This is a genomic window from Staphylococcus equorum (assembly GCF_029531845.1).
In the GTDB taxonomy this organism is placed as follows: domain Bacteria; phylum Bacillota; class Bacilli; order Staphylococcales; family Staphylococcaceae; genus Staphylococcus; species Staphylococcus equorum_C.
Genome location: NZ_JAMBPV010000018.1, coordinates 1 through 20,484, shown reverse-complemented (window position 1 = coordinate 20,484; position 20,484 = coordinate 1). Strand labels below are relative to the sequence as shown.

The 20,484-nt window shown below is 35.3% G+C and carries 17 protein-coding genes, 8 tRNA genes and 1 rRNA gene; all 26 read left to right on the top strand.

All coding sequences use genetic code 11. From position 1 onward, the window contains the following. The first annotated feature begins 42 nt into the window (after positions 1–42). Positions 43–690: a 50S ribosomal protein L25/general stress protein Ctc gene (locus tag M4L39_RS13915; RefSeq protein WP_277582527.1), complete on the top strand. Its 648-nt coding sequence runs from the start codon at positions 43–45 to the stop codon at positions 688–690. Between the two features lie 207 nt (positions 691–897). Beyond that, complete coding sequence (gene pth, locus M4L39_RS13910) at positions 898–1,470, top strand: aminoacyl-tRNA hydrolase (protein WP_277582526.1); 573 nt, start codon at positions 898–900, stop codon at positions 1,468–1,470. Further along, positions 1,467–4,979 carry a transcription-repair coupling factor gene (mfd, locus tag M4L39_RS13905; protein WP_277582525.1) on the top strand — a complete coding sequence of 1,171 codons (3,513 nt, stop codon included), beginning with the start codon at positions 1,467–1,469 and terminating at the stop codon, positions 4,977–4,979. The genes pth and mfd overlap by 4 nt, the downstream gene beginning before the upstream one ends. Beyond that, positions 4,969–6,516 carry a polysaccharide biosynthesis protein gene (locus tag M4L39_RS13900; RefSeq protein WP_277582524.1) on the top strand — a complete coding sequence of 516 codons (1,548 nt, stop codon included), beginning with the start codon at positions 4,969–4,971 and terminating at the stop codon, positions 6,514–6,516. Before mfd ends, M4L39_RS13900 begins: the two co-directional genes overlap by 11 nt. Continuing rightward, a complete protein-coding gene (locus M4L39_RS13895) occupies positions 6,516–7,709 on the top strand; it encodes a MazG nucleotide pyrophosphohydrolase domain-containing protein (protein WP_277582523.1) in 1,194 nt (397 codons plus the stop codon). The genes M4L39_RS13900 and M4L39_RS13895 overlap by 1 nt, the downstream gene beginning before the upstream one ends. Continuing rightward, positions 7,706–7,969: an RNA-binding S4 domain-containing protein gene (locus M4L39_RS13890; RefSeq protein ID WP_277582522.1), complete on the top strand. Its 264-nt coding sequence runs from the start codon at positions 7,706–7,708 to the stop codon at positions 7,967–7,969. The genes M4L39_RS13895 and M4L39_RS13890 overlap by 4 nt, the downstream gene beginning before the upstream one ends. Before the next feature lie 18 nt (positions 7,970–7,987). Next, on the top strand, positions 7,988–8,386 hold the full coding sequence (locus M4L39_RS13885; RefSeq protein ID WP_277582521.1) for an FtsB family cell division protein: 399 nt from the start codon (positions 7,988–7,990) through the stop codon (positions 8,384–8,386). Positions 8,387–8,485: 99 nt separating this feature from the next. Beyond that, positions 8,486–8,884: a S1 domain-containing RNA-binding protein gene (locus tag M4L39_RS13880; protein WP_002508751.1), complete on the top strand. Its 399-nt coding sequence runs from the start codon at positions 8,486–8,488 to the stop codon at positions 8,882–8,884. Positions 8,885–9,095: 211 nt separating this feature from the next. After that, complete coding sequence (gene tilS / locus M4L39_RS13875) at positions 9,096–10,385, top strand: tRNA lysidine(34) synthetase TilS (RefSeq protein ID WP_277582520.1); 1,290 nt, start codon at positions 9,096–9,098, stop codon at positions 10,383–10,385. A 4-nt stretch (positions 10,386–10,389) separates the two neighbouring features. Then, positions 10,390–10,929 carry a hypoxanthine phosphoribosyltransferase gene (gene hpt, locus M4L39_RS13870; RefSeq protein ID WP_002508753.1) on the top strand — a complete coding sequence of 180 codons (540 nt, stop codon included), beginning with the start codon at positions 10,390–10,392 and terminating at the stop codon, positions 10,927–10,929. 295 nt (positions 10,930–11,224) lie between these two features. Further along, positions 11,225–13,312, top strand: coding sequence for an ATP-dependent zinc metalloprotease FtsH (ftsH, locus tag M4L39_RS13865; RefSeq protein WP_277582519.1), 2,088 nt, complete (start codon positions 11,225–11,227; stop codon positions 13,310–13,312). 218 nt (positions 13,313–13,530) lie between these two features. Next, complete coding sequence (gene hslO / locus M4L39_RS13860) at positions 13,531–14,412, top strand: Hsp33 family molecular chaperone HslO (protein WP_277582518.1); 882 nt, start codon at positions 13,531–13,533, stop codon at positions 14,410–14,412. Between the two features lie 155 nt (positions 14,413–14,567). Further along, on the top strand, positions 14,568–15,500 hold the full coding sequence (gene cysK, locus M4L39_RS13855) for a cysteine synthase A (protein ID WP_277582517.1): 933 nt from the start codon (positions 14,568–14,570) through the stop codon (positions 15,498–15,500). Positions 15,501–15,717: 217 nt separating this feature from the next. Further along, a complete protein-coding gene (gene folP, locus M4L39_RS13850) occupies positions 15,718–16,521 on the top strand; it encodes a dihydropteroate synthase (protein ID WP_277582516.1) in 804 nt (267 codons plus the stop codon). Next, positions 16,499–16,864 (top strand): dihydroneopterin aldolase, encoded by a 366-nt coding sequence (folB, locus tag M4L39_RS13845; RefSeq protein WP_277582515.1) that lies wholly within the window; start codon positions 16,499–16,501, stop codon positions 16,862–16,864. Before folP ends, folB begins: the two co-directional genes overlap by 23 nt. Beyond that, positions 16,864–17,346, top strand: a complete 483-nt coding sequence (gene folK, locus M4L39_RS13840; protein WP_277582514.1) for a 2-amino-4-hydroxy-6-hydroxymethyldihydropteridine diphosphokinase — start codon at positions 16,864–16,866, stop codon at positions 17,344–17,346. The genes folB and folK overlap by 1 nt, the downstream gene beginning before the upstream one ends. Positions 17,347–17,617: 271 nt before the next feature. Continuing rightward, positions 17,618–19,105: a lysine--tRNA ligase gene (lysS, locus tag M4L39_RS13835; RefSeq protein ID WP_277582513.1), complete on the top strand. Its 1,488-nt coding sequence runs from the start codon at positions 17,618–17,620 to the stop codon at positions 19,103–19,105. A gap of 521 nt (positions 19,106–19,626) precedes the next feature. Then, positions 19,627–19,741, top strand: a 5S ribosomal RNA gene (gene rrf, locus M4L39_RS13830). Positions 19,742–19,760: 19 nt separating this feature from the next. Further along, positions 19,761–19,833: transfer RNA gene (locus tag M4L39_RS13825), tRNA-Val, on the top strand. A gap of 13 nt (positions 19,834–19,846) precedes the next feature. Next, positions 19,847–19,922: transfer RNA gene (locus M4L39_RS13820), tRNA-Thr, on the top strand. 6 nt (positions 19,923–19,928) lie between these two features. Further along, positions 19,929–20,001, top strand: a tRNA-Lys gene (locus tag M4L39_RS13815). 13 nt (positions 20,002–20,014) lie between these two features. Further along, positions 20,015–20,089, top strand: a tRNA-Gly gene (locus M4L39_RS13810). Between the two features lie 8 nt (positions 20,090–20,097). Continuing rightward, positions 20,098–20,183 (top strand) — tRNA-Leu (locus tag M4L39_RS13805). 17 nt (positions 20,184–20,200) lie between these two features. After that, a tRNA-Arg gene (locus tag M4L39_RS13800) sits at positions 20,201–20,277 on the top strand. A 32-nt stretch (positions 20,278–20,309) separates the two neighbouring features. Then, positions 20,310–20,383 (top strand) — tRNA-Pro (locus tag M4L39_RS13795). Between the two features lie 17 nt (positions 20,384–20,400). Continuing rightward, positions 20,401–20,476 (top strand) — tRNA-Ala (locus M4L39_RS13790). Positions 20,477–20,484: the final 8 nt, after the last annotated feature.

Below are 20,484 nucleotides of genomic sequence, written 5' to 3'. Positions count from 1 at the left end.
GAGGGGCTCTTATTTGAGCAAAATGAAAGGTGGAAAATGAATATGGCTGCATTAAAGTCAATTATTCGTCAAGGTAAACAAACACGTTCAGACCTTAAAACACTAAGAAATACTGGTAAAGTACCTGCGATTGTTTACGGTTATGGTACAAAAAATACTTCAGTTAAAGTAGACGAAGTAGCATTTATTAAAGTTATCCGTGAAGTTGGACGTAACGGTGTTATCGAATTAGGCGTAGGCTCTAAATCAATTAAAGTAATGGTTTCAGACTACCAATTCGACCCACTTAAAAACCAAATCACTCACATTGACTTCTTAGCAATCAATATGACTGAAGAACGTACTGTTGAAGTACCTGTTCATTTAATTGGTGAAGCAGTAGGTACTAAAGAAGGCGGCGTGGTTGAACAACCATTATTCAACCTTGAAGTTACAGCTACTCCAGACAATATTCCTGAAGCAATCGAAGTTGAAATCAGCGAATTAGAAATTAATGACAGTATTTCAGTTGAAGATATTAAAATTTCAGGTGATTTTACTATCGAAAACGAAGCTACTGATTCAGTAGTTACAGTAGTAGCTCCGACTGAAGAACCAACTGAAGAAGAAATCGAAGCAATGGAAGGCGAAGCACAAACTCAAGAGCCAGAAGTTGTAGGCGAATCTAAAGAAGACGAAGAAGAAAAATAATATTCTTCATGCTTCATTGTCAACATAAGTTGATGATACCAGCATTATAATATCTTATAAAAAGCACCGTGCTTAATACGTTAAGCAGGTGCTTTTTTATGTTATTATAGTGAATGATATGGAAAAATAATTTTTAATTATTTATTAATTCAAATACATGAAAACGATATATATATTTAAGTGACAACAACAATTGGAGGTAACATAATGAAATGTATTGTAGGCCTAGGCAATATAGGGAAACGTTTTGAACAAACCAAACATAATATTGGTTTTGAAGTTATAGATTACATGTTAGACCAAAATCAATTCTCATTAGATAAACAAAAATTTAAAGGCGCCTATACGATTGAACGCATTGGCGGAGAAAAAGTTATGTTTATTGAACCACTGACAATGATGAATTTGTCAGGAGAAGCGGTAGGTCCGTTAATGAAATATTATGATATAGATATAGAAGATTTAGTTGTTTTATATGATGATTTAGACTTACCACAAGGGGAAATTCGACTAAGACAAAAAGGCAGCGCTGGTGGTCATAATGGTATTAAATCAATAATTCAAGTACTGGGAACAGACCAATTTAAACGTATTAGAATCGGCGTAGATAGACCTTCAAATGGTATGTCGATTGTTGATTATGTGTTACAAAAATTTTCAAAACAAGAAATGCAAATAATGAATAAAGTAATAGAACATTCTGCGCGTGCAGTTGAGGCCTATATAGAAAGTTCTCGCTTTGATCGTGTGATGAATGAATATAATGGTGAAGTCAAGTGAAATCAATAATTACACAATATATAAATGAAGACAAACGATATCAAGAATTAAACGACGTATTTGGTAAAGAAAATGTACTAGTAACTGGCTTATCCGGAGCTGCTAAATCAACAATTATAGCTGAAAAATATTTGCATAGCACTAAACAATTATTAGTTGTTACAAATAATTTATATCAAGCAGATAAATTGGAAAGTGATTTGTTGCAATTTGTAGATGCAGATGAGGTCTACAAATACCCAATGCAAGATATCATGACAGAAGAGTTCTCAACACAAAGCCCTCAATTGATGAGCGAGCGTGTACGTACACTAACGGCACTTGCTCAAGAAAAGAGAGGGTTATTTATCGTACCATTAAATGGTTTGAAAAAATGGCTCACTCCAGTAGAAATATGGAAATCTCATCAGTTAACACTATCCGTAGGTGACGATATTGAAATTGATGAATTTTTAAATAAATTAGTAAATATGGGTTATCGTAGGGAAAGTGTAGTGTCACATATAGGAGAGTTTTCATTGCGCGGTGGTATTATCGATATCTACCCGCTAATTGGGCAACCAGTAAGAATTGAACTATTCGATACTGAAGTAGATTCAATTCGTGATTTTGATGTGGAGACACAAAGGTCGAAAGAGAGTATCGAACAAGTCAATATTACGACAGCAAGTGATTATATTATCACGGAAGATGTTCTTAAACATACAAAATTAAAATTAAAAGAAGCTTACGAAAATACACGTCCAAAAATTGAAAAATCAGCACGTAATGACTTAAAAGAAACTTACGAAAGTTTTCAACTTTTTGAATCAACGATGTTTGATCATCAAGTATTACGTCGCCTTGTGTCGTTTATGTATGAACAGCCAGCAACTATTATGGATTATTTTAAAGATGACGCTATCGTTGCAGTTGATGAACATAATAGAATTAAAGAAACTGAGCAAACACTTATAACTGAAGTCGATGAATTTATGCACAACCTGATAGAAAGTGGTAAAGGATTTATTGACCAAAACTTTTTGCAATATGATGGATTCGAAGCATTGTTGAAACATTATCCAGTGACGTATTTCACATTATTCACAGCGACAATGCCTGTTCAACTAAATGAAATTATCAAGTTTTCATGTAAGCCGGTACAGCAATTTTATGGCCAATATGATATTATGCGTTCAGAATTTCAGCGCTTTATTCAAAATGATTATACTGTCGTTGTTCTTGCTGAAACCGAAGTAAGAAAAGAACGTATTCAATCTATGCTTAATGAAATGCATATCCCAACATTTATCGATACACCGAGTCAACGAAACGATGGAGGCAATGCAATCATTACAGAGGGCAGTTTATCAGAAGGATTTGAGCTTCCTTATATGCAACTTGTCGTCGTGACGGAACGTGAACTATTCAAATCTAAACAAAAGAAAAAGCCTAAACAACAGAAGACACTAACAAACGCTGAAAAAATTAAATCATACCAAGATTTGAAAGTAGGAGACTACGTCGTACATGTGCATCATGGTGTTGGTAGATATTTAGGTGTTGAAACACTTGAAGTCGGTGGCGTGCATAAAGATTATATTAAACTTCAATATAAAGGCACAGACCAATTGTTTGTACCAGTTGATCAAATGGATCAAGTTCAAAAATATGTAGCATCAGAGGATAAGACACCTAGGTTAAATAAACTTGGTGGTACAGAATGGAAAAAAACAAAAGCTAAAGTACAACAAAGCGTTGAAGATATGGCTGATGAATTAATTGATCTATACAAAGAACGTGAAATGTCTGTAGGTTATAAATATGGTCCAGATACAGCAGAACAGAATGAATTTGAGATAGATTTCCCTTATGAATTAACACCTGACCAAGGTAAATCAATTGAAGAAATTAAGCAGGACATGGAAATTGAACGTCCAATGGATCGATTATTATGTGGCGATGTAGGTTATGGTAAGACAGAAGTAGCAGTACGTGCAGCGTTTAAAGCTGTTATGGAAGGAAAGCAGGTTGCCTTCTTAGTTCCAACAACGATTTTGGCACAACAGCATTATGAAACATTAATTGAACGTATGCAGGATTTTCCAATCGAAGTCCAACTCATTAGTCGATTTAGAAGTACGAAAGAAGTTAAAGAAACAAAAGAAGGATTAAAGTCAGGCTTCGTTGATATCGTCGTAGGTACACACAAGTTATTAAGTAAAGATATTCATTATAAAGATTTAGGATTATTAATTGTGGATGAAGAACAACGATTTGGTGTGCGTCATAAAGAGAGAATTAAATCATTGAAAACGAATGTAGACGTTTTAACACTGACTGCAACACCTATTCCACGTACATTACACATGAGTATGTTGGGAGTTCGTGATTTGTCAGTGATTGAGACTCCTCCAGAAAACCGTTTTCCGGTACAAACTTATGTATTAGAACAAAACACGAATTTTATCAAAGAAGCACTGGAAAGAGAATTATCTAGAGAAGGACAAGTCTTTTATTTATATAATAAAGTACAGTCTATTTATGAAAAACGAGAGCAATTACAAATGTTAATGCCAGAAGCGAATATTGGTATTGCACATGGACAGATGAAAGAAGGAGACCTAGAAGAAACAATGCTAAGTTTCATTAATCATGAATACGATATTCTCGTAACGACTACGATTATCGAAACTGGTGTTGATGTTCCGAATGCCAACACACTTATTATCGAAGATGCTGACCGTTTCGGACTCAGTCAATTATATCAATTGAGAGGTCGTGTCGGACGTTCGAGCCGTATTGGTTATGCTTATTTCTTACACCCTACGAATAAAGTATTGTCAGAAACAGCTGAGGACCGTTTGCAAGCAATTAAGGAATTTACTGAGTTAGGCTCAGGATTTAAAATTGCTATGCGTGATTTAAATATTAGAGGTGCAGGTAATCTCTTAGGTAAACAGCAACATGGATTTATTGATTCTGTTGGTTTCGACCTTTACTCACAAATGCTAGAAGAAGCAGTGAATGAAAAACGTGGTGTTAAAGATGAAAAAGCAGATGCACCTGAAATAGAAATTGAACTCAACATCGATGCTTATTTACCTGCTGAATATATTCAAAATGAACAGTCTAAAATAGAAATCTATAAAAAATTACGTAAGATTGAAACTGAAGCGCAACTCATGGATGTTAAAGATGAATTAATAGATCGTTTCAATGATTATCCAGTAGAAGTAGAAAGACTGTTGGATATGCTGGAGATAAAAGTGCATGCTTTAAATGCCGGCGTGGCACTTATTAAAGATGTAGGTAAAAAGGTAGAAGTTTATCTTTCTGAAAAAGGAACAACAGATATCAACGGAGAAACGTTATTCAAACAAACACAACCATTAGGCCGTGCAATGAAAGTTGGCGTTCAAGATGGTAAAATGAAAGTGACTTTAAATAAAGTAAGTAATTGGTTAGATAGTTTGAAATTCTTAGCGAAATGTTTAGAAGAAAGTATGGTTATATCAGATGAAGTCTAAGTACGATAAGAATACGGCCTTTAGTGGCGTAGTTGTTCTTACAATCGCACTTGTTATTGTTAAAATATTAAGCGCGATTTATCGTGTTCCGTATCAAAATATACTTGGAGACGAAGGATTATATGCCTATCAACAAATATATCCGATTGTTGCGTTAGGCGTTATTTTAACAATGAACGCAATTCCAAGTGCAGTCACTCAAACGTTTGGTACACATGGGGAATCCAGACAGTACACTAAAGTGTTATTGAGGTTACAACTCATTAGTACTGCTTTTTTCTTGATTGTTTTTATGGGTGCGAAGTGGGTCGCACTCCTAATGGGTGACACTAACCTCACGCCAATGCTAAGAGCAGCAAGCTTTAGTTTCTTGTTTGTTGGTATATTAGGTGTGTATAGAGGTTACTACCAAGCCCACCAACATATGACTGTTCCAGCGATATCACAAGTCATAGAGCAAGTGATACGTGTTGTAATTATCATCATTGCTATTGTATTATTTATGACACAACAATGGTCTGTTTACACTGCTGGTACAGTAGCTATTATCGGTTCAGCAGTAGGATTTTTAGCATCTAGTATATTCCTAATGCAAGGTAAGCCTTTTAAGCTGATGCAACCGAATCAACCAAATGACAAGACAATCGTAGAATGGAAAAAGTTGTCACTAGCTATTATCATCTTTGCAGTAAGTCAGCTTATTGTCATCGTTTGGCAAGTGGTAGACAGCTTTACGGTCATTCATGCACTTCAGAATGCAGGTTTGAATTTTCAAGAAGCAACGACGCAAAAAGGTATCTTTGATCGTGGCGCGTCATTCATACAAATGGGGTTAATTGTGACGACAACATTCTGTTTTGTTCTGATTCCCATGCTTACAGATGCGATTAAAGCGCGCAAAAACATTCTGATTAATAGATATGCGAATGCCTCCATCAAGATTACAGTTATGTTTAGTGTGGCAGCTGGTATTGGGTTAATTAATTTACTACCGGTTATGAATAGTGTATTTTTTAAAAATGATAGCCTGACTGGAACATTATCTATATATATGCTGACAGTTATATGCGTTTCACTCATAATGATGGACATTGCTTTGTTACAAGTGAAGAACCAAGTTCGCCCTGTGGTATTTGCATTTATAATTGGTGTTGTCAGTAAAATAATGCTTAATGTGATGTTAATACCACAATTATTAATGCTAGGTGGTAGTATCAGCACTGTAACTTCACTAATTATATTTACACTTGTTTTACATTATCATGTGTTAAAACACTATAAATTCCAGATGATGAAAAAATTTGTGCTTAAATTGGTTGCTACCATGGTAATGCTGTCAGTGGCTGTTCAAATAGGAATGTGGCTCGTACCTACACAAAGCAGAATCACAGGTTTAGTTGAATTGGTTATCGCAGCAGTTATTGGTGTATTGGTAATGATATTCGCTATTGTACGTATGCATTTATTGAGTTATAGAGAATTAAAACATTTACCATTGGGCGATAAACTTTATCATATGAAAAGAGGGAAACATTAATGTCAGGTAAAATAACAATTGTTGGATTAGGTAACTACGGTATTGATGATTTACCTTTAGGTATTTACAAATTCCTTATAAAACAAACAATGGTTTACACACGTACATTGGATCATCCTGTAATTAAAGAACTAACCGCAGAAAATATACAATTCAAAAGTTTTGATAGTGAATACGAGGCACAAGAATCATTCGAGGGCGTCTATGAACGTATCGTGTCACAACTCATTGAAGCGGCAAAGAATGAAGATGTCATATATACAGTTCCTGGACATCCACGTGTAGCTGAAACGACAACTGTGAAATTAGAAGCTTATGCACAAACGCATACTGATATTCAGGTTGAGGTTTTGGGAGGCAAAAGCTTTATCGATGATATCTTTGAAGCTGTCAAGATAGATCCAAACGATGGGTTCACATTACTAGATGCGACCGCGATTAAAAAAGAACAATTAAACATTCGTACCCATACACTTATTACACAAGTTTATAGTCCGATGACTGCAGGCGATTTAAAAGTGACATTGATGGAACGTTATCATGATGAGCAAACAGTGTTTATTGTAGATGGTGCACAAAATAATGCTGCAAATGTTATAGAAACACCACTTTATGAATTAGATCATCATGCATCTATTTTTAGTAATTTGACGAGTGTATTCATTCCAAAAGTAGACAAAGAAGAAGCATATTATAGTGATTTCTATTTTGCTGCGAGCGTTATAGACCAACTTGTCGATGACGAAACAGGCTGTCCTTGGGATAAAGTTCAAACACACCACACATTAAAACGTTATCTATTAGAAGAAACATTTGAGTTGTTTGAAGCAATAGATAACGAAGATGATTGGCACATCATTGAAGAATTAGGGGACATACTTTTACAAGTGCTATTGCATACAAGTATTGGTAAAAAAGCTGGATTCCTTGATATAAATGAAGTGGTTCAAAGTCTTTCAGAAAAAATGATTCGTAGACATCCGCACATCTTTGGTGACGCTGAAGCGGAAACTGAAGAAGATTTAAAACATATATGGTCAGAAGCAAAAGCAAAAGAAGGTAAAACCAAACGTGTTAAATTTGAAAAAGTATTTGCAGAGCATTTCTTGAAGTTGTATGATAAAACAAAAAATATGTCATTAGACGCAGATGCTTTAAGAAAATTTTTAGAGCAAGGAGGAAACAAATCATGAGATTAGACAAATATCTCAAAGTATCACGGTTAGTGAAACGTCGTACTTTAGCTAAAGAAATTAGTGACCAAGGACGTATTGCCGTGAATGGTTCAGTAGCGAAAGCAGGCACTGACGTAAAAGTAACGGATGAACTTGTAATCCGATTTGGACAAAAAGTAATCACAATTGAAGTTACCGGTTTAAGTGAACATGCGACTAAGGAAAATGCGAAAGGTATGTATGAATTAGTCAAAGAAGAAAAAGTCAGTGAAGATTAGAAAGGGAGGTGACAAGCAATGAGTAAAAAAGTTGAGAACATAGGGAATACGTTCACTTCTGCTGAAAACAAGAAGAAACAACAGCAAAAAATGAGAAGACGAGTCGTACGTAAACGTATCACTTTATTTGGTGGCATATTACTTATCCTCATTATTATTTTAACTATAATGCTTGTCACTCAAAAACAAAGTAATATAGAAGACGCAGCGGAGCGTCAAGAAAAAGAACAACAATATCAAAAGCAACAAGATGAAGAACTCGCATTAAAAGAACAATTAAATAATCTCAACGATAAAAGTTATATAGAGAAAGTCGCACGAGATGATTACTATTTGAGCAATGATGGAGAAGTGATTTTCAAGTTGCCTGGAGAGAAATCTGAGGAGAATTCCAAATCTTCAAAAGAGGATAAATAATGAAATTTGTCATTTAAGTCACAATACCATTGTTAATTTATGCAAACAGGCATATAATAGGGTTAAAATCGAAACAAATCGGGAGGATTTATTTACAATATGTCAATCGAAGTAGGAAACAAGCTTAAAGGTAAAGTCACTGGTATTAAAAAGTTTGGCGCTTTTGTCGAACTTCCTGAAGGAAAGAGTGGCTTAGTTCACATAAGTGAAGTTGCAGATAATTACGTGGAAAACGTAGAAGATCATTTATCTGTTGGAGATGTAGTTGAAGTTAAAGTGCTTTCAATCGCTGATGATGGTAAAATTAGTTTATCAATTAAAAAAGCAAAAGATCGTCCACGTAGACCTCAAAGTAAACCCAATTATAAAAAACCTCAACCAAAAGGTGAGGACTTTGAAAAGAAATTAACAGATTTCTTGAAAGATAGTGAAGATAAATTAACATCCATTAAACGTCAAACAGAATCTAGACGTGGTGGAAAAGGCGCAAAACGTTAATAAATATATATCATAAGACTGTTGAAATAGGAATTAATTTAATGACTTGAAAACAAAGTACAATAATTTTTCCAAAATTAAGTTTGATTGTAACAATCTAAGACTGTTTTCTTACTTGAGGAAACAGTCTCTTTTTTTTGTTGTATATAAGTCATAATATTACGAGCATTTGCATCGTTAAGGTAATATTATGATTAAGGAGGTAGATAAGTTGAGAGTAAATACTGAAGGCTGGGATAAAAGTAATCACATTGTATTGGCAGTTTCTACAGGTGTGGATAGCATGGTGCTATTACATCAATTGATTACGCATTTAGCTGATTCATATACTAAGTTGACTTGTCTACATGTAAATCACAATATTCGTCCTGTTGCAGCAGCAGAAGAACAATTTATTAAAGCGTATTGTGACGAGCATCAGATTCCGTTGCATGTACAACATCTGGACTTGTCTGCTGTGATTGAAAAAGGTAATAGTATTGAAAGTGCAGCGAGATCTGAACGATATCAGTGGTTTGATTATATGATGACTGAGTTAAAAGCGGATGTATTACTTACGGCACACCATCAAGATGACCAAATTGAAACGATATTTTATCGACTAATGACTGGACGCTCTACGAGAAGTAGCTTGGGTATGACATATCTTTCTTCAAGAGGTCACTATAATTTATGTAAACCCTTTTTAGAAGCCACGAAATCAGATATACGTAACTATCAAACAAAACATAGCGTTCCATATTATGAAGATGAATCAAATTCAGAAAATCATTACGTCAGAAATGATATTCGTAATCGTATATTACCTGATATTGAAAGTAATAAACACTTATCTACAGAACAATTGCTGAAATTAAAAGACTGGCATGATGAACAATTAGAGGTTGTGCGAAACGAAGCTACAGCATTTATCTCGGCATTCGTTGATTTTTGTAATGATGACAATGAAGTTACTTTTTCGAGAAAACAATTTTTAAATTTACGACATAGTGTCAAAATGGCAGTCTTGGATAAACTTTTTACTGAATTACCATTAGATAAGTCGATTACTGAGAAAACTTACGATGAGTGGTTTCAACAACTTACTGAAAATGTAACACAATGCACATTATATGCGACACATGAATGGATAATTCACATCGCTTATGATAAATTTATAATAATGGCAAATTGTAAAGAAAAACTAGCTCCGACTAAGATTGATCAACCAGGTGCATACAACTATGGTCGCTATAGCATTGATATTACTAATGAATTTCCTACATTCGAGTATCCTATAGTTATCCGTACAAGAAAAGACGGCGACAAATTTGAACTGAATGGTATGAAAGGGCATAAAAAGATAAGTAGACTGCTTATTGATAAAAAGGTTATGCAAACTGAACGTAACCAAATGCCAATTATAGTTAATGCATATAATGAGATTATTGCTGTTGGCACATTATATTTAAAAAATAGATACAATCAATCAATTTTTATACGAAATATGGGAGAGGAATGAAAACATGCGAGATGATTTAAAAGACATTTTATTGTCAGAGGAAGATATACATCAAATTTGTGAAGAGCTAGGTAAGAAAATAACAGAGGAATACAAAGGGAAACCACTTGTTTGTATTGGGATACTAAAAGGGTCTGTTATGTTCATGGCAGATTTAATTAAATACATTGATACGCATTTAGCTATCGACTTCATGGATGTTTCTAGTTATCACGGAGGCACTGAGTCAACAGGAGAAGTAAAAATCTTGAAAGATTTAAGCGGATCTATTGAAAATAAAGATGTTTTAATTATTGAAGACATTCTAGAAACTGGTACTACATTAAAATCAATTACTGAATTACTTGAATCACGTCGTGTTAATTCACTTGAAATTGTTACGCTACTTGATAAACCTAACCGTCGTAAAGCAAACATCGAAGCAAAATACGTAGGTAAAAAGATACCTGACGAATTTGTAGTAGGCTATGGTTTAGATTACGCTGAACATTATAGAAATTTACCGTATATCGGTACATTGAAACCAGAAATCTATTCAAAATAAGCAGTACAATTTATTCACTTGAAAAGTTGTTATATACTGTAAGTTATAGTTGAATTAAGTTAGTGAATGTGAAAGTAGGATTAGACTTAAATCATTTGAAATTTAATACATAAACTTGTGAGTACGTGACAATATATAATATTCATTTAACTTTAAGCATAATAGAAAAATAAAATTAAAGGATAAAACAATAAGAATTGTAAACATAATGCAAAAGTTGAAATAGTAGCCGAAAACTCGAGTGTTGTGTTACAATTTTTGTTAGTTTTATAATTGAAGTAGGAGGAAACGACGCATGCAGAAAGCCTTTCGTAACGTGCTAGTTATCGCAATCATTGGCGTTATTATTTTTGGCTTGTTTTCGTGGCTTAACGGAAATGGGAATATGCCAAAACAGCTTACATATAATCAATTTGTTAAGCAGTTAGATAAAGGTGAGTTAAAATCACTTGAAATACAACCTGAACAAAACGTATATATGGTAAGTGGTAAAACAGATAAAGATGAAGAATATTCTTCAACTATTTTATATAACAACGATAAAGAGCTAGAAAAAATAACTGATAAAGCACAAAGTCAAGACGGATTGAAATTCACAGTTAAAGAAGAAGAAAAACAAAGTGTATTTGTAAGTATATTAACGACATTAATTCCTGTATTAATTATCGCACTCTTATTTATTTTCTTCCTTAGCCAAGCCCAAGGTGGCGGCGGTGGCGGTGGTAATCGTATGATGAACTTTGGTAAGTCCAAAGCGAAAACGTACGATAATCAACAAAAACGTGTACGCTTCACTGATGTAGCTGGTGCAGATGAAGAGAAACAAGAATTAATTGAAATAGTCGATTTCTTAAAAGACAACAAACAATTTAAACAAATGGGCTCTAGAATTCCTAAAGGTGTTCTTTTAGTTGGCCCTCCAGGTACAGGTAAAACATTATTAGCTCGTGCAGTTGCTGGTGAAGCCGGCACGCCGTTCTTCTCAATCAGTGGTTCAGACTTCGTTGAGATGTTCGTGGGTGTTGGTGCAAGCCGTGTACGTGACTTGTTCGAAAATGCTAAGAAAAACGCGCCTTGTATCATCTTTATTGATGAAATCGATGCAGTTGGTCGTCAACGTGGTGCTGGTGTTGGTGGTGGCCACGATGAGCGTGAGCAAACATTGAACCAATTACTAGTTGAAATGGATGGATTTGGTGACAATGAAGGTATCATTATGATTGCTGCTACAAACCGTCCTGACATATTAGACCCTGCGTTATTACGTCCAGGCCGTTTCGACAGACAAATTCAAGTAGGTCGCCCAGACGTTAAAGGCCGTGAAGCAATTCTTCATGTTCATGCGAGAGGCAAACCATTTGATGAAACAGTTGACTTTAAAGCAGTTTCTCAAAGAACACCTGGTTTCTCTGGTGCAGATTTAGAAAACTTATTAAACGAAGCATCATTAGTTGCTGTACGTGAAGGTAAGAAAAAAATCGATATGCGTGATATTGAAGAAGCGACAGACCGTGTTATCGCTGGTCCTGCTAAAAAATCTCGCGTAATCTCAGAGAAAGAACGTAATATTGTAGCGCATCATGAAGCTGGTCATACAATTATTGGTATGGTACTTGATGAAGCTGAAGTTGTTCACAAAGTTACAATCGTACCTCGTGGACAAGCTGGCGGTTATGCAATGATGTTACCAAAACAAGATCGCTTCTTAATGACAGAAAAAGAATTATTAGATAAAATCTGTGGTCTACTTGGTGGACGTGTATCTGAGGATATTACCTTTAATGAAGTATCTACAGGTGCATCTAACGACTTTGAACGTGCGACACAAATTGCACGCCAAATGGTTACTGAATATGGTATGAGTGAAAAAATTGGAACAGTTCAATTCACAAATAATAACGGTGGCCAAGTCTTCTTAGGAAAAGAAATGCAAGGTGATACTGAATATTCAGGACAAATTGCATATGAAATTGATAAAGAAGTTCAACGTATCATCAAAGAACAATATGAGCGTTGTAAGCATATCCTGTTAGAGCACAAATCACAGTTAGATTTAATTGCTGAATCATTATTAACTGAAGAAACATTAGTTGCCGAACAAATCCAATCATTATTTAACGATGGTGTATTACCAGAAGTTGATTATGATAGTGCCAAAGTTGTGGAACATAAAGATAATGACTTTGAGGAAGAAAAACACGGTAAATCTTACGAGGATGTTCGTAAAGAACAACTAGATTCAGATGATGAAACACAGGATAATGATAAAGAAAACGAACAACAAGACAATGATGACACTGAAGAAACAGGTCACGAACAAGCACCTAATATCGATAAACCTAGCAATCCGAACGACCCGAATGACCCAATCAACAGAAATTAATAACTGAAGTCAAAGCTTCTTTCTGCTATCATATTGATAGTAGAAAGAAGCTTTTTTAATAACAAGATATGATGGAACGATTTCCAAACAGATGTTTCGCATTTTCTACTTCGAACGATTACAATAAGTTGCATTGATATAAAGTGTAAAAACAATCTTAGAGCAAAGATAAAAAAACATTTTCAAAACTAGATGATATTAAAGGAGAAATAAACAAAATGACGAATGATTATATAGTTAAAGCATTAGCTTTTGGAGGGCAAATCCGTGCTTATAGTGCACTAACAACTGAAAGTGTTCAAGAAGCGCAAACTAGACATTATACATGGCCAACTGCTTCAGCAGCACTTGGACGTACAATGACTGCAACAGTAATGATGGGTGCTATGCTCAAAGGTGATCAAAAATTAACAGTTACTGTTGACGGTAAAGGTCCAATCGGTAAAATAATTGCTGACGCTGATGCTAAAGGAAATATAAGAGGGTATGTTACAAATCCTCAAACACACTTTCCTCTAAATGACGCCGGTAAACTAGATGTAAGCCGTGCGGTTGGTTCAGAGGGTGCGTTGACAGTGGTAAAAGATGTTGGAATGAAGGATTTCTTTTCTGGTTCTAGTGAACTCGTTTCTGGAGAATTAGGAGATGACTTCACTTATTACTTTGCTAAAAGTGAACAAGTGCCATCATCAGTAGGTTTAGGTGTATTGGTTAACCCTGACAATTCAATTAAAGCTGCAGGTGGATTTTTAATTCAAGTTATGCCAGGCGCAGAAGATGAAACAGTTGATAAACTTGAAGCTGCAATTAATCAAATGACACCAGTTTCGAAATTGATTGACCAAGGTTTAACACCTGAAGAAATTCTTTTCGAAATACTAGGAGAAGAAAACGTACAATTATTGGAAAATCTCCCTACACGTTTCGATTGTAATTGTGGTCATGAAAAATTCTTAACTGCTATTAAAGGTTTGGGAGAAGCTGAAATTCAAGATATGATTGATAAAGATCATGGCGCAGAGGTTGAATGCCATTTTTGTAGAAATAAATATGATTTTTCAGAAGATGAGTTACATGGTTTAATAGAAAATAGTAAGTAAAAGGTTTAAACTAGATATTGAGCATGATATTGAATAAAATATTTTGGTATATTAAATCTTCATAGTTGTATTTGCTGAAAAATCTGATAAAATATAAAGTATATCCGAGAGAAAAAGTATGTTTTGAACTTTTTAATGAAAAGGAGCAATACTAAATGACAAATAAACCAGTAGATAATATCGTAAAAGCAATTGGCAATACACCTGTTGTTAAGTTAAACAACGTTGTGGGGGAAGATGCTGCAGACGTATATGTAAAACTTGAATATCAAAATCCAGGTGGCTCTGTAAAAGACCGTATTGCATTAGCAATGATTGAAGAAGCTGAAGAAGCAGGTAAAATTAAACCAGGCGATACAATTGTCGAACCGACAAGTGGTAACACAGGTATTGGTTTAGCTTTTGTTTGTGCGGCTAAAGGTTATAAAGCAGTATTTACGATGCCTGAAACAATGAGTCAAGAACGTCGTAACTTATTAAAAGCGTACGGCGCAGAATTAGTATTAACACCTGGGTCAGAAGCAATGAAAGGTGCAATCAAAAAAGCTAAAGAGTTAAAAGAAGAATTTGGTTATTATGAACCACAACAATTCGAAAACCCAGCGAACCCTTGTGTACACGAATTAACAACTGGACCAGAATTAGTTGAACAATTTGAAGGCAAAACGATTGATTCATTCTTAGCTGGTGTGGGTACTGGTGGAACACTTAGTGGTGCTGGTAAAGTATTGAAAGAAAAATACCCAGACATCAATCTTGTGGCGATTGAACCAGAAGACTCAGCTATCTTAAGTGGTGGCGAACCTGGTCCGCATAAATTACAAGGTTTAGGTGCAGGATTTGTACCAGATACTTTAGATACAAACATTTATGATGAAATTATCAAAGTGGGTAACGAAGTTGCTATGGATATGTCACGTAGAGTTGCTAAAGAAGAAGGTATCTTAGGTGGTATTTCGTCAGGTGCAGCGATTGTTGCAGCTATTGAAAAAGCAAAATCATTAGGTAAAGGTAAAACAGTTGTTACTGTATTACCAAGTAATGGTGAGCGTTATCTTTCTACACCGTTATATTCATTTGATGACTAAGCTATATACTTTTAACAATTACCGACCACATATTCATGTGAGTCGGTTTTTTGTGTGTACATAAAGAAATATAAGCAAGCAAAGTAATAACAATACACTCGCACATGTGATTTCAAGTTTTGATTACTGAAAAAAATGAAAATTAACGTTATTATAGAATAGTAAATAAAATACATAAGATAAAATCATTTATAAAGTGAAAGGAAGAAGAATACTTATGACGCATACAAAGATTATGGGCATATTAAATGTAACTCCTGACTCTTTTTCTGATGGTGGTGAATATAATACAGTTGAAAAAGCGATTAAGAGAGCAAAAGAAATGATGGATGAAGGTGTTGATATTATAGATGTTGGTGGGATATCTACCCGTCCAGGTTTTGAAGAAATAAGCGTTGAGGAAGAGTTGGAACGTGTTGTCCCTGTCGTAAGTGCGTTGGCTGAATTAGATGTACAATTATCTATAGACACTTATCGAAGTGAAGTGGCAGAAGCTGCAATGAAATTAGGTGCTACGATGATTAATGATCAATGGGCGGGACACTATGACGAACGCATTTTCAATGTAGTGGCGAAATACAATGGTGAGATTGTACTCATGCACAATGGTGATGGTCAAAGAACAGAACCTGTAGTAGATGAGATGTTGTTATATTTATTAAAACAAGCGAATAAAGCCGAAATGGCAGGTATACCTCAACATAAAGTATGGATTGATCCAGGAATTGGCTTTGCAAAAACACGTGAAGAAGAAAAAGAAGTTATGTCACGTTTAGATGAACTTGTAGCGACGGGTTATCCTGTGCTATTAGCAACAAGTAGAAAAAGGTTTATTAAAGAAATGATAGGCACAGAAACAACGCCTACTGAACGTGATGAAGGTACAGCAGGTACTACTGCGTATGGTATAATGAAAGGCGTAAAAGCGGTAAGAGTTCATAATGTCGCATTAAATGTTCGATTAGGACAAAGCATGGACTATTTAAAGGAGAATGACGATGAGCGACACAATATTTCTTAATGGCATGAGGTTCTACAGTTATCATGGTGCGCTGCCAGCTGAAAATGATATCGGACAAATATTTATTGTCGATGTCACAATGAAAGTTGATTTGAGTATCGCTGGACAAACTGATGACGTTACAGATACAGTCCATTATGGTGAAGTTTTTGAAGAAGTAAAAGCAATCATGGAAGGTGAACCTGTAAATTTATTAGAGCATCTAGCTGAACGTATTGCAAAACGTATAAATTCACACTATAATCGTGTAATGGAAACGAAAGTTAGAATCACTAAAGAAAATCCACCTATACCTGGACATTATGATGGGATAGGCGTTGAAATAGTGAGGGAGAATCTCTAATGGAATATGCTTATTTAGGATTAGGAAGTAATGTTGGAGAAAGAGCGGCACAACTTGGTGAAGCAATCCGTATATTAGATAATACAGATGGCATTCAAGTAACGCAAAAATCCCCGATATATGAAACAGAGCCAGTAGGTTATGTCGACCAACCGCAATTTTTAAATCAATGTATTGAGATTTATACATCTTTATCACCTCAAGATTTATTAAAAGAATGTCTGCATACTGAACAACAGTTACACCGAGTAAGAGATATACGTTGGGGTCCTAGAACTTTAGATGTTGATATTTTATTATTTGGTAGTCATATCATTGAAGAAGAAGATTTGAGCGTACCGCATCCACGTATGCTGGAGCGCGCATTTGTACTTATACCATTAAATGATATAGCATCAGATTGTACTGAACCTCATTCTAATAAAAAAATTGGTAGCATCGTGATGCCAGACGATTCAGTAAAAGAGTATAAAAGTTCATAGGTATAAAATGGGTGGAAAATTGCAGTCGTAGAGAGATATAATAGAGTAGTTCTTACTCCTATGGCTAGTGTGTAGAGCGTCACATTTAAGTTTACAGTTAAAGTTTTGGTATTGGTTTAACGTGTGCTGTGTTGAAATGGTAGAGTTAGACAAGCCTTGAAACAAGCAGAAACAGCACAACAAATGATAGATATCCTTCAAGCGTTTCAAGTGGAAACTGAAGCTAAAGCATTATAAAAATTAGAACAAGAAGCATAAAGGAGAGAAAGTAATGTCAGAAGAAATGAATGACCAAATGCAGGTCCGCCGTCAAAAATTACAAGAATTATACGATTTAGGTATCGATCCTTTTGGTCAAAAATTTGAGCGTACTGCTACGGCTGCCCCATTGCATGAAGATTGGGACGAATATACAAAAGAAGAATTACATGATAAAGAAGAAGAAAGTAATGTAAGTATTGCTGGTCGTTTAATGACTAAACGTGGAAAAGGTAAAGCTGGATTTGCCCATGTTCAAGATCTAACTGGTCAAATACAAATTTACGTGAGAAAAGATCAAGTAGGAGACGAACAATTTGAAGTTTGGAATTCTGCAGATCTTGGAGACATCGTAGGCATAGAAGGTGTCATGTTCAAAACTAATACAGGTGAATTGTCTGTTAAAGCTAAAACATTCACGTTATTGACTAAAGCGTTACGTCCATTACCTGATAAATTCCATGGTTTACAAGATATCGAACAGCGCTATCGTCAACGTTACCTTGACTTAATTACAAATCAAGATAGCACGCAAACGTTTATTAACCGTAGTAAGATTTTGCAAGAAATGCGTAATTACTTAAATCAAAGAGGATTTTTAGAAGTAGAAACACCTATGATGCACCAAATCCCTGGTGGAGCTGCTGCGCGTCCTTTTGTAACACACCATAATGCTTTAGACGCAACGTTATATATGCGAATTGCAATTGAATTACATTTGAAACGCTTAATCGTAGGTGGATTAGAAAAAGTTTATGAAATTGGGCGTGTTTTCAGAAACGAAGGCGTATCAACGAGACATAATCCGGAATTCACTATGATTGAATTATATGAAGCGTATGCTGATTATCACGATATCATGGATATAACTGAGAATATGATTAGATATATTTCTGAAAAAGTACTTGGTACTGCTAAAGTAAACTATGGCGAAGAAATCATAGATTTAGAATCTGACTGGAAACGACTTCATATGGCTGATGCTGTTAAAGAAGAAACAGGTGTAGACTTCTTTGAGGTACAAACTGATGAAGAAGCTAAATTATTAGCTAAAGAACATGGTATTGAAATAACAGATAATATGAAATACGGTCATATCTTAAATGAGTTCTTTGAGCAAAAAGTTGAAGAGACATTAATTCAACCAACATTTATTTATGGACACCCAATTGAAATCTCGCCGTTAGCTAAGAAGAATCCAGAGGATCCAAGATTTACGGATCGCTTTGAATTATTCATAGTAGGTAGAGAACACGGTAATGCGTTCACTGAATTAAATGATCCTATCGATCAAAGAGCAAGATTTGAAGCGCAATTAGTAGAAAAAGAACAAGGTAATGATGAAGCACATGAAATGGATGAAGATTTCCTTGAAGCATTAGAGTACGGGATGCCTCCGACAGGTGGTTTAGGTATTGGTATTGATAGATTAGTAATGCTACTTACTGATTCTGCTTCTATCCGTGATGTATTGTTATTCCCTTATATGAAACAAAAATAAATTATTAGAAACTTGGTATAAACTAAGTGGTAATTAATTTAGTCATTTAAACTAGATCATATATTGTGATTTCACGCAGGTGAGACGTAATAGATGGTCTAGTTTTTGTTTTAAGTACTTTAAAAATATTGTAAAAGCGAGAGAAGAGAGGATATAAGTACTAAATAAATTAATTAAATTAGTAATAAGATACAATTAAGTATTATAATGCTATTAAAATATAATAATATACTAAAAAAGGTATGGTAAAGATAGATTCTATGTGATAAGATTATTCAAGTCGAGTTAAGGAAACGAAACAAGGCATACATAAACGTTCAAAGTATTTCTTTTTGAGGAATTATTCAAAAAGTATTGACTTTAAAGTGGAAATGAATTAATATATAAAAGTCGTCAAAAATGACAAGTACTATATACATAGCTCAAGTAAAAGACTTGTAAACAAATCTTTAATATAGTGTAAAATTGACTATTGCAAATGATTAACAAACAATGTATTATTAATTGAGTAAGTTAATTTGTCTGGTGGCAATAGCAAAGAGGTCACACCTGTTCCCATGCCGAACACAGTAGTTAAGCTCTTTAGCGCCGATGGTAGTCGGACTTACGTTCCGCAAGAGTAGGACGTTGCCAGGCTTTGTATTATAAAACATATGGAGAATTAGCTCAGCTGGGAGAGCATCTGCCTTACAAGCAGAGGGTCGGCGGTTCGAACCCGTCATTCTCCATCACTTCATGATAGCCGGCCTAGCTCAACTGGTAGAGCAACTGACTTGTAATCAGTAGGTTGGGGGTTCAAGTCCTCTGGCCGGCACCATTTCATGAGCCATTAGCTCAGTTGGTAGAGCATCTGACTTTTAATCAGAGGGTCAGTGGTTCGAGCCCACTATGGCTCATACAGTTTCATTTGCAGAAGTAGTTCAGCGGTAGAATACGACCTTGCCAAGGTCGGGGTCGCGGGTTCGAATCCCGTCTTCTGCTCCATTATTTTTGCCGGGGTGGCGGAACTGGCAGACGCACAGGACTTAAAATCCTGCGGTGAGAGATCACCGTACCGGTTCGATTCCGGTTCTCGGCATTATCATTTTTAATATAGCGCCCGTAGCTCAACTGGATAGAGTACTTGACTACGAATCAAGAGGTTACAGGTTCGACCCCTGTCGGGCGCACCATCTTTAAAAGTGTTAATCAATCAAATTATGTACGGGAAGTAGCTCAGCTTGGTAGAGCACTTGGTTTGGGACCAAGGGGTCGCAGGTTCGAATCCTGTCTTCCCGACTCTTTAAAATTTATATGGGGGCTTAGCTCAGATGGGAGAGCGCCTGCTTTGCACGCAGGAGGTCAGCGGTTCGATCCCGCTAGTCTCCACCATATTATTC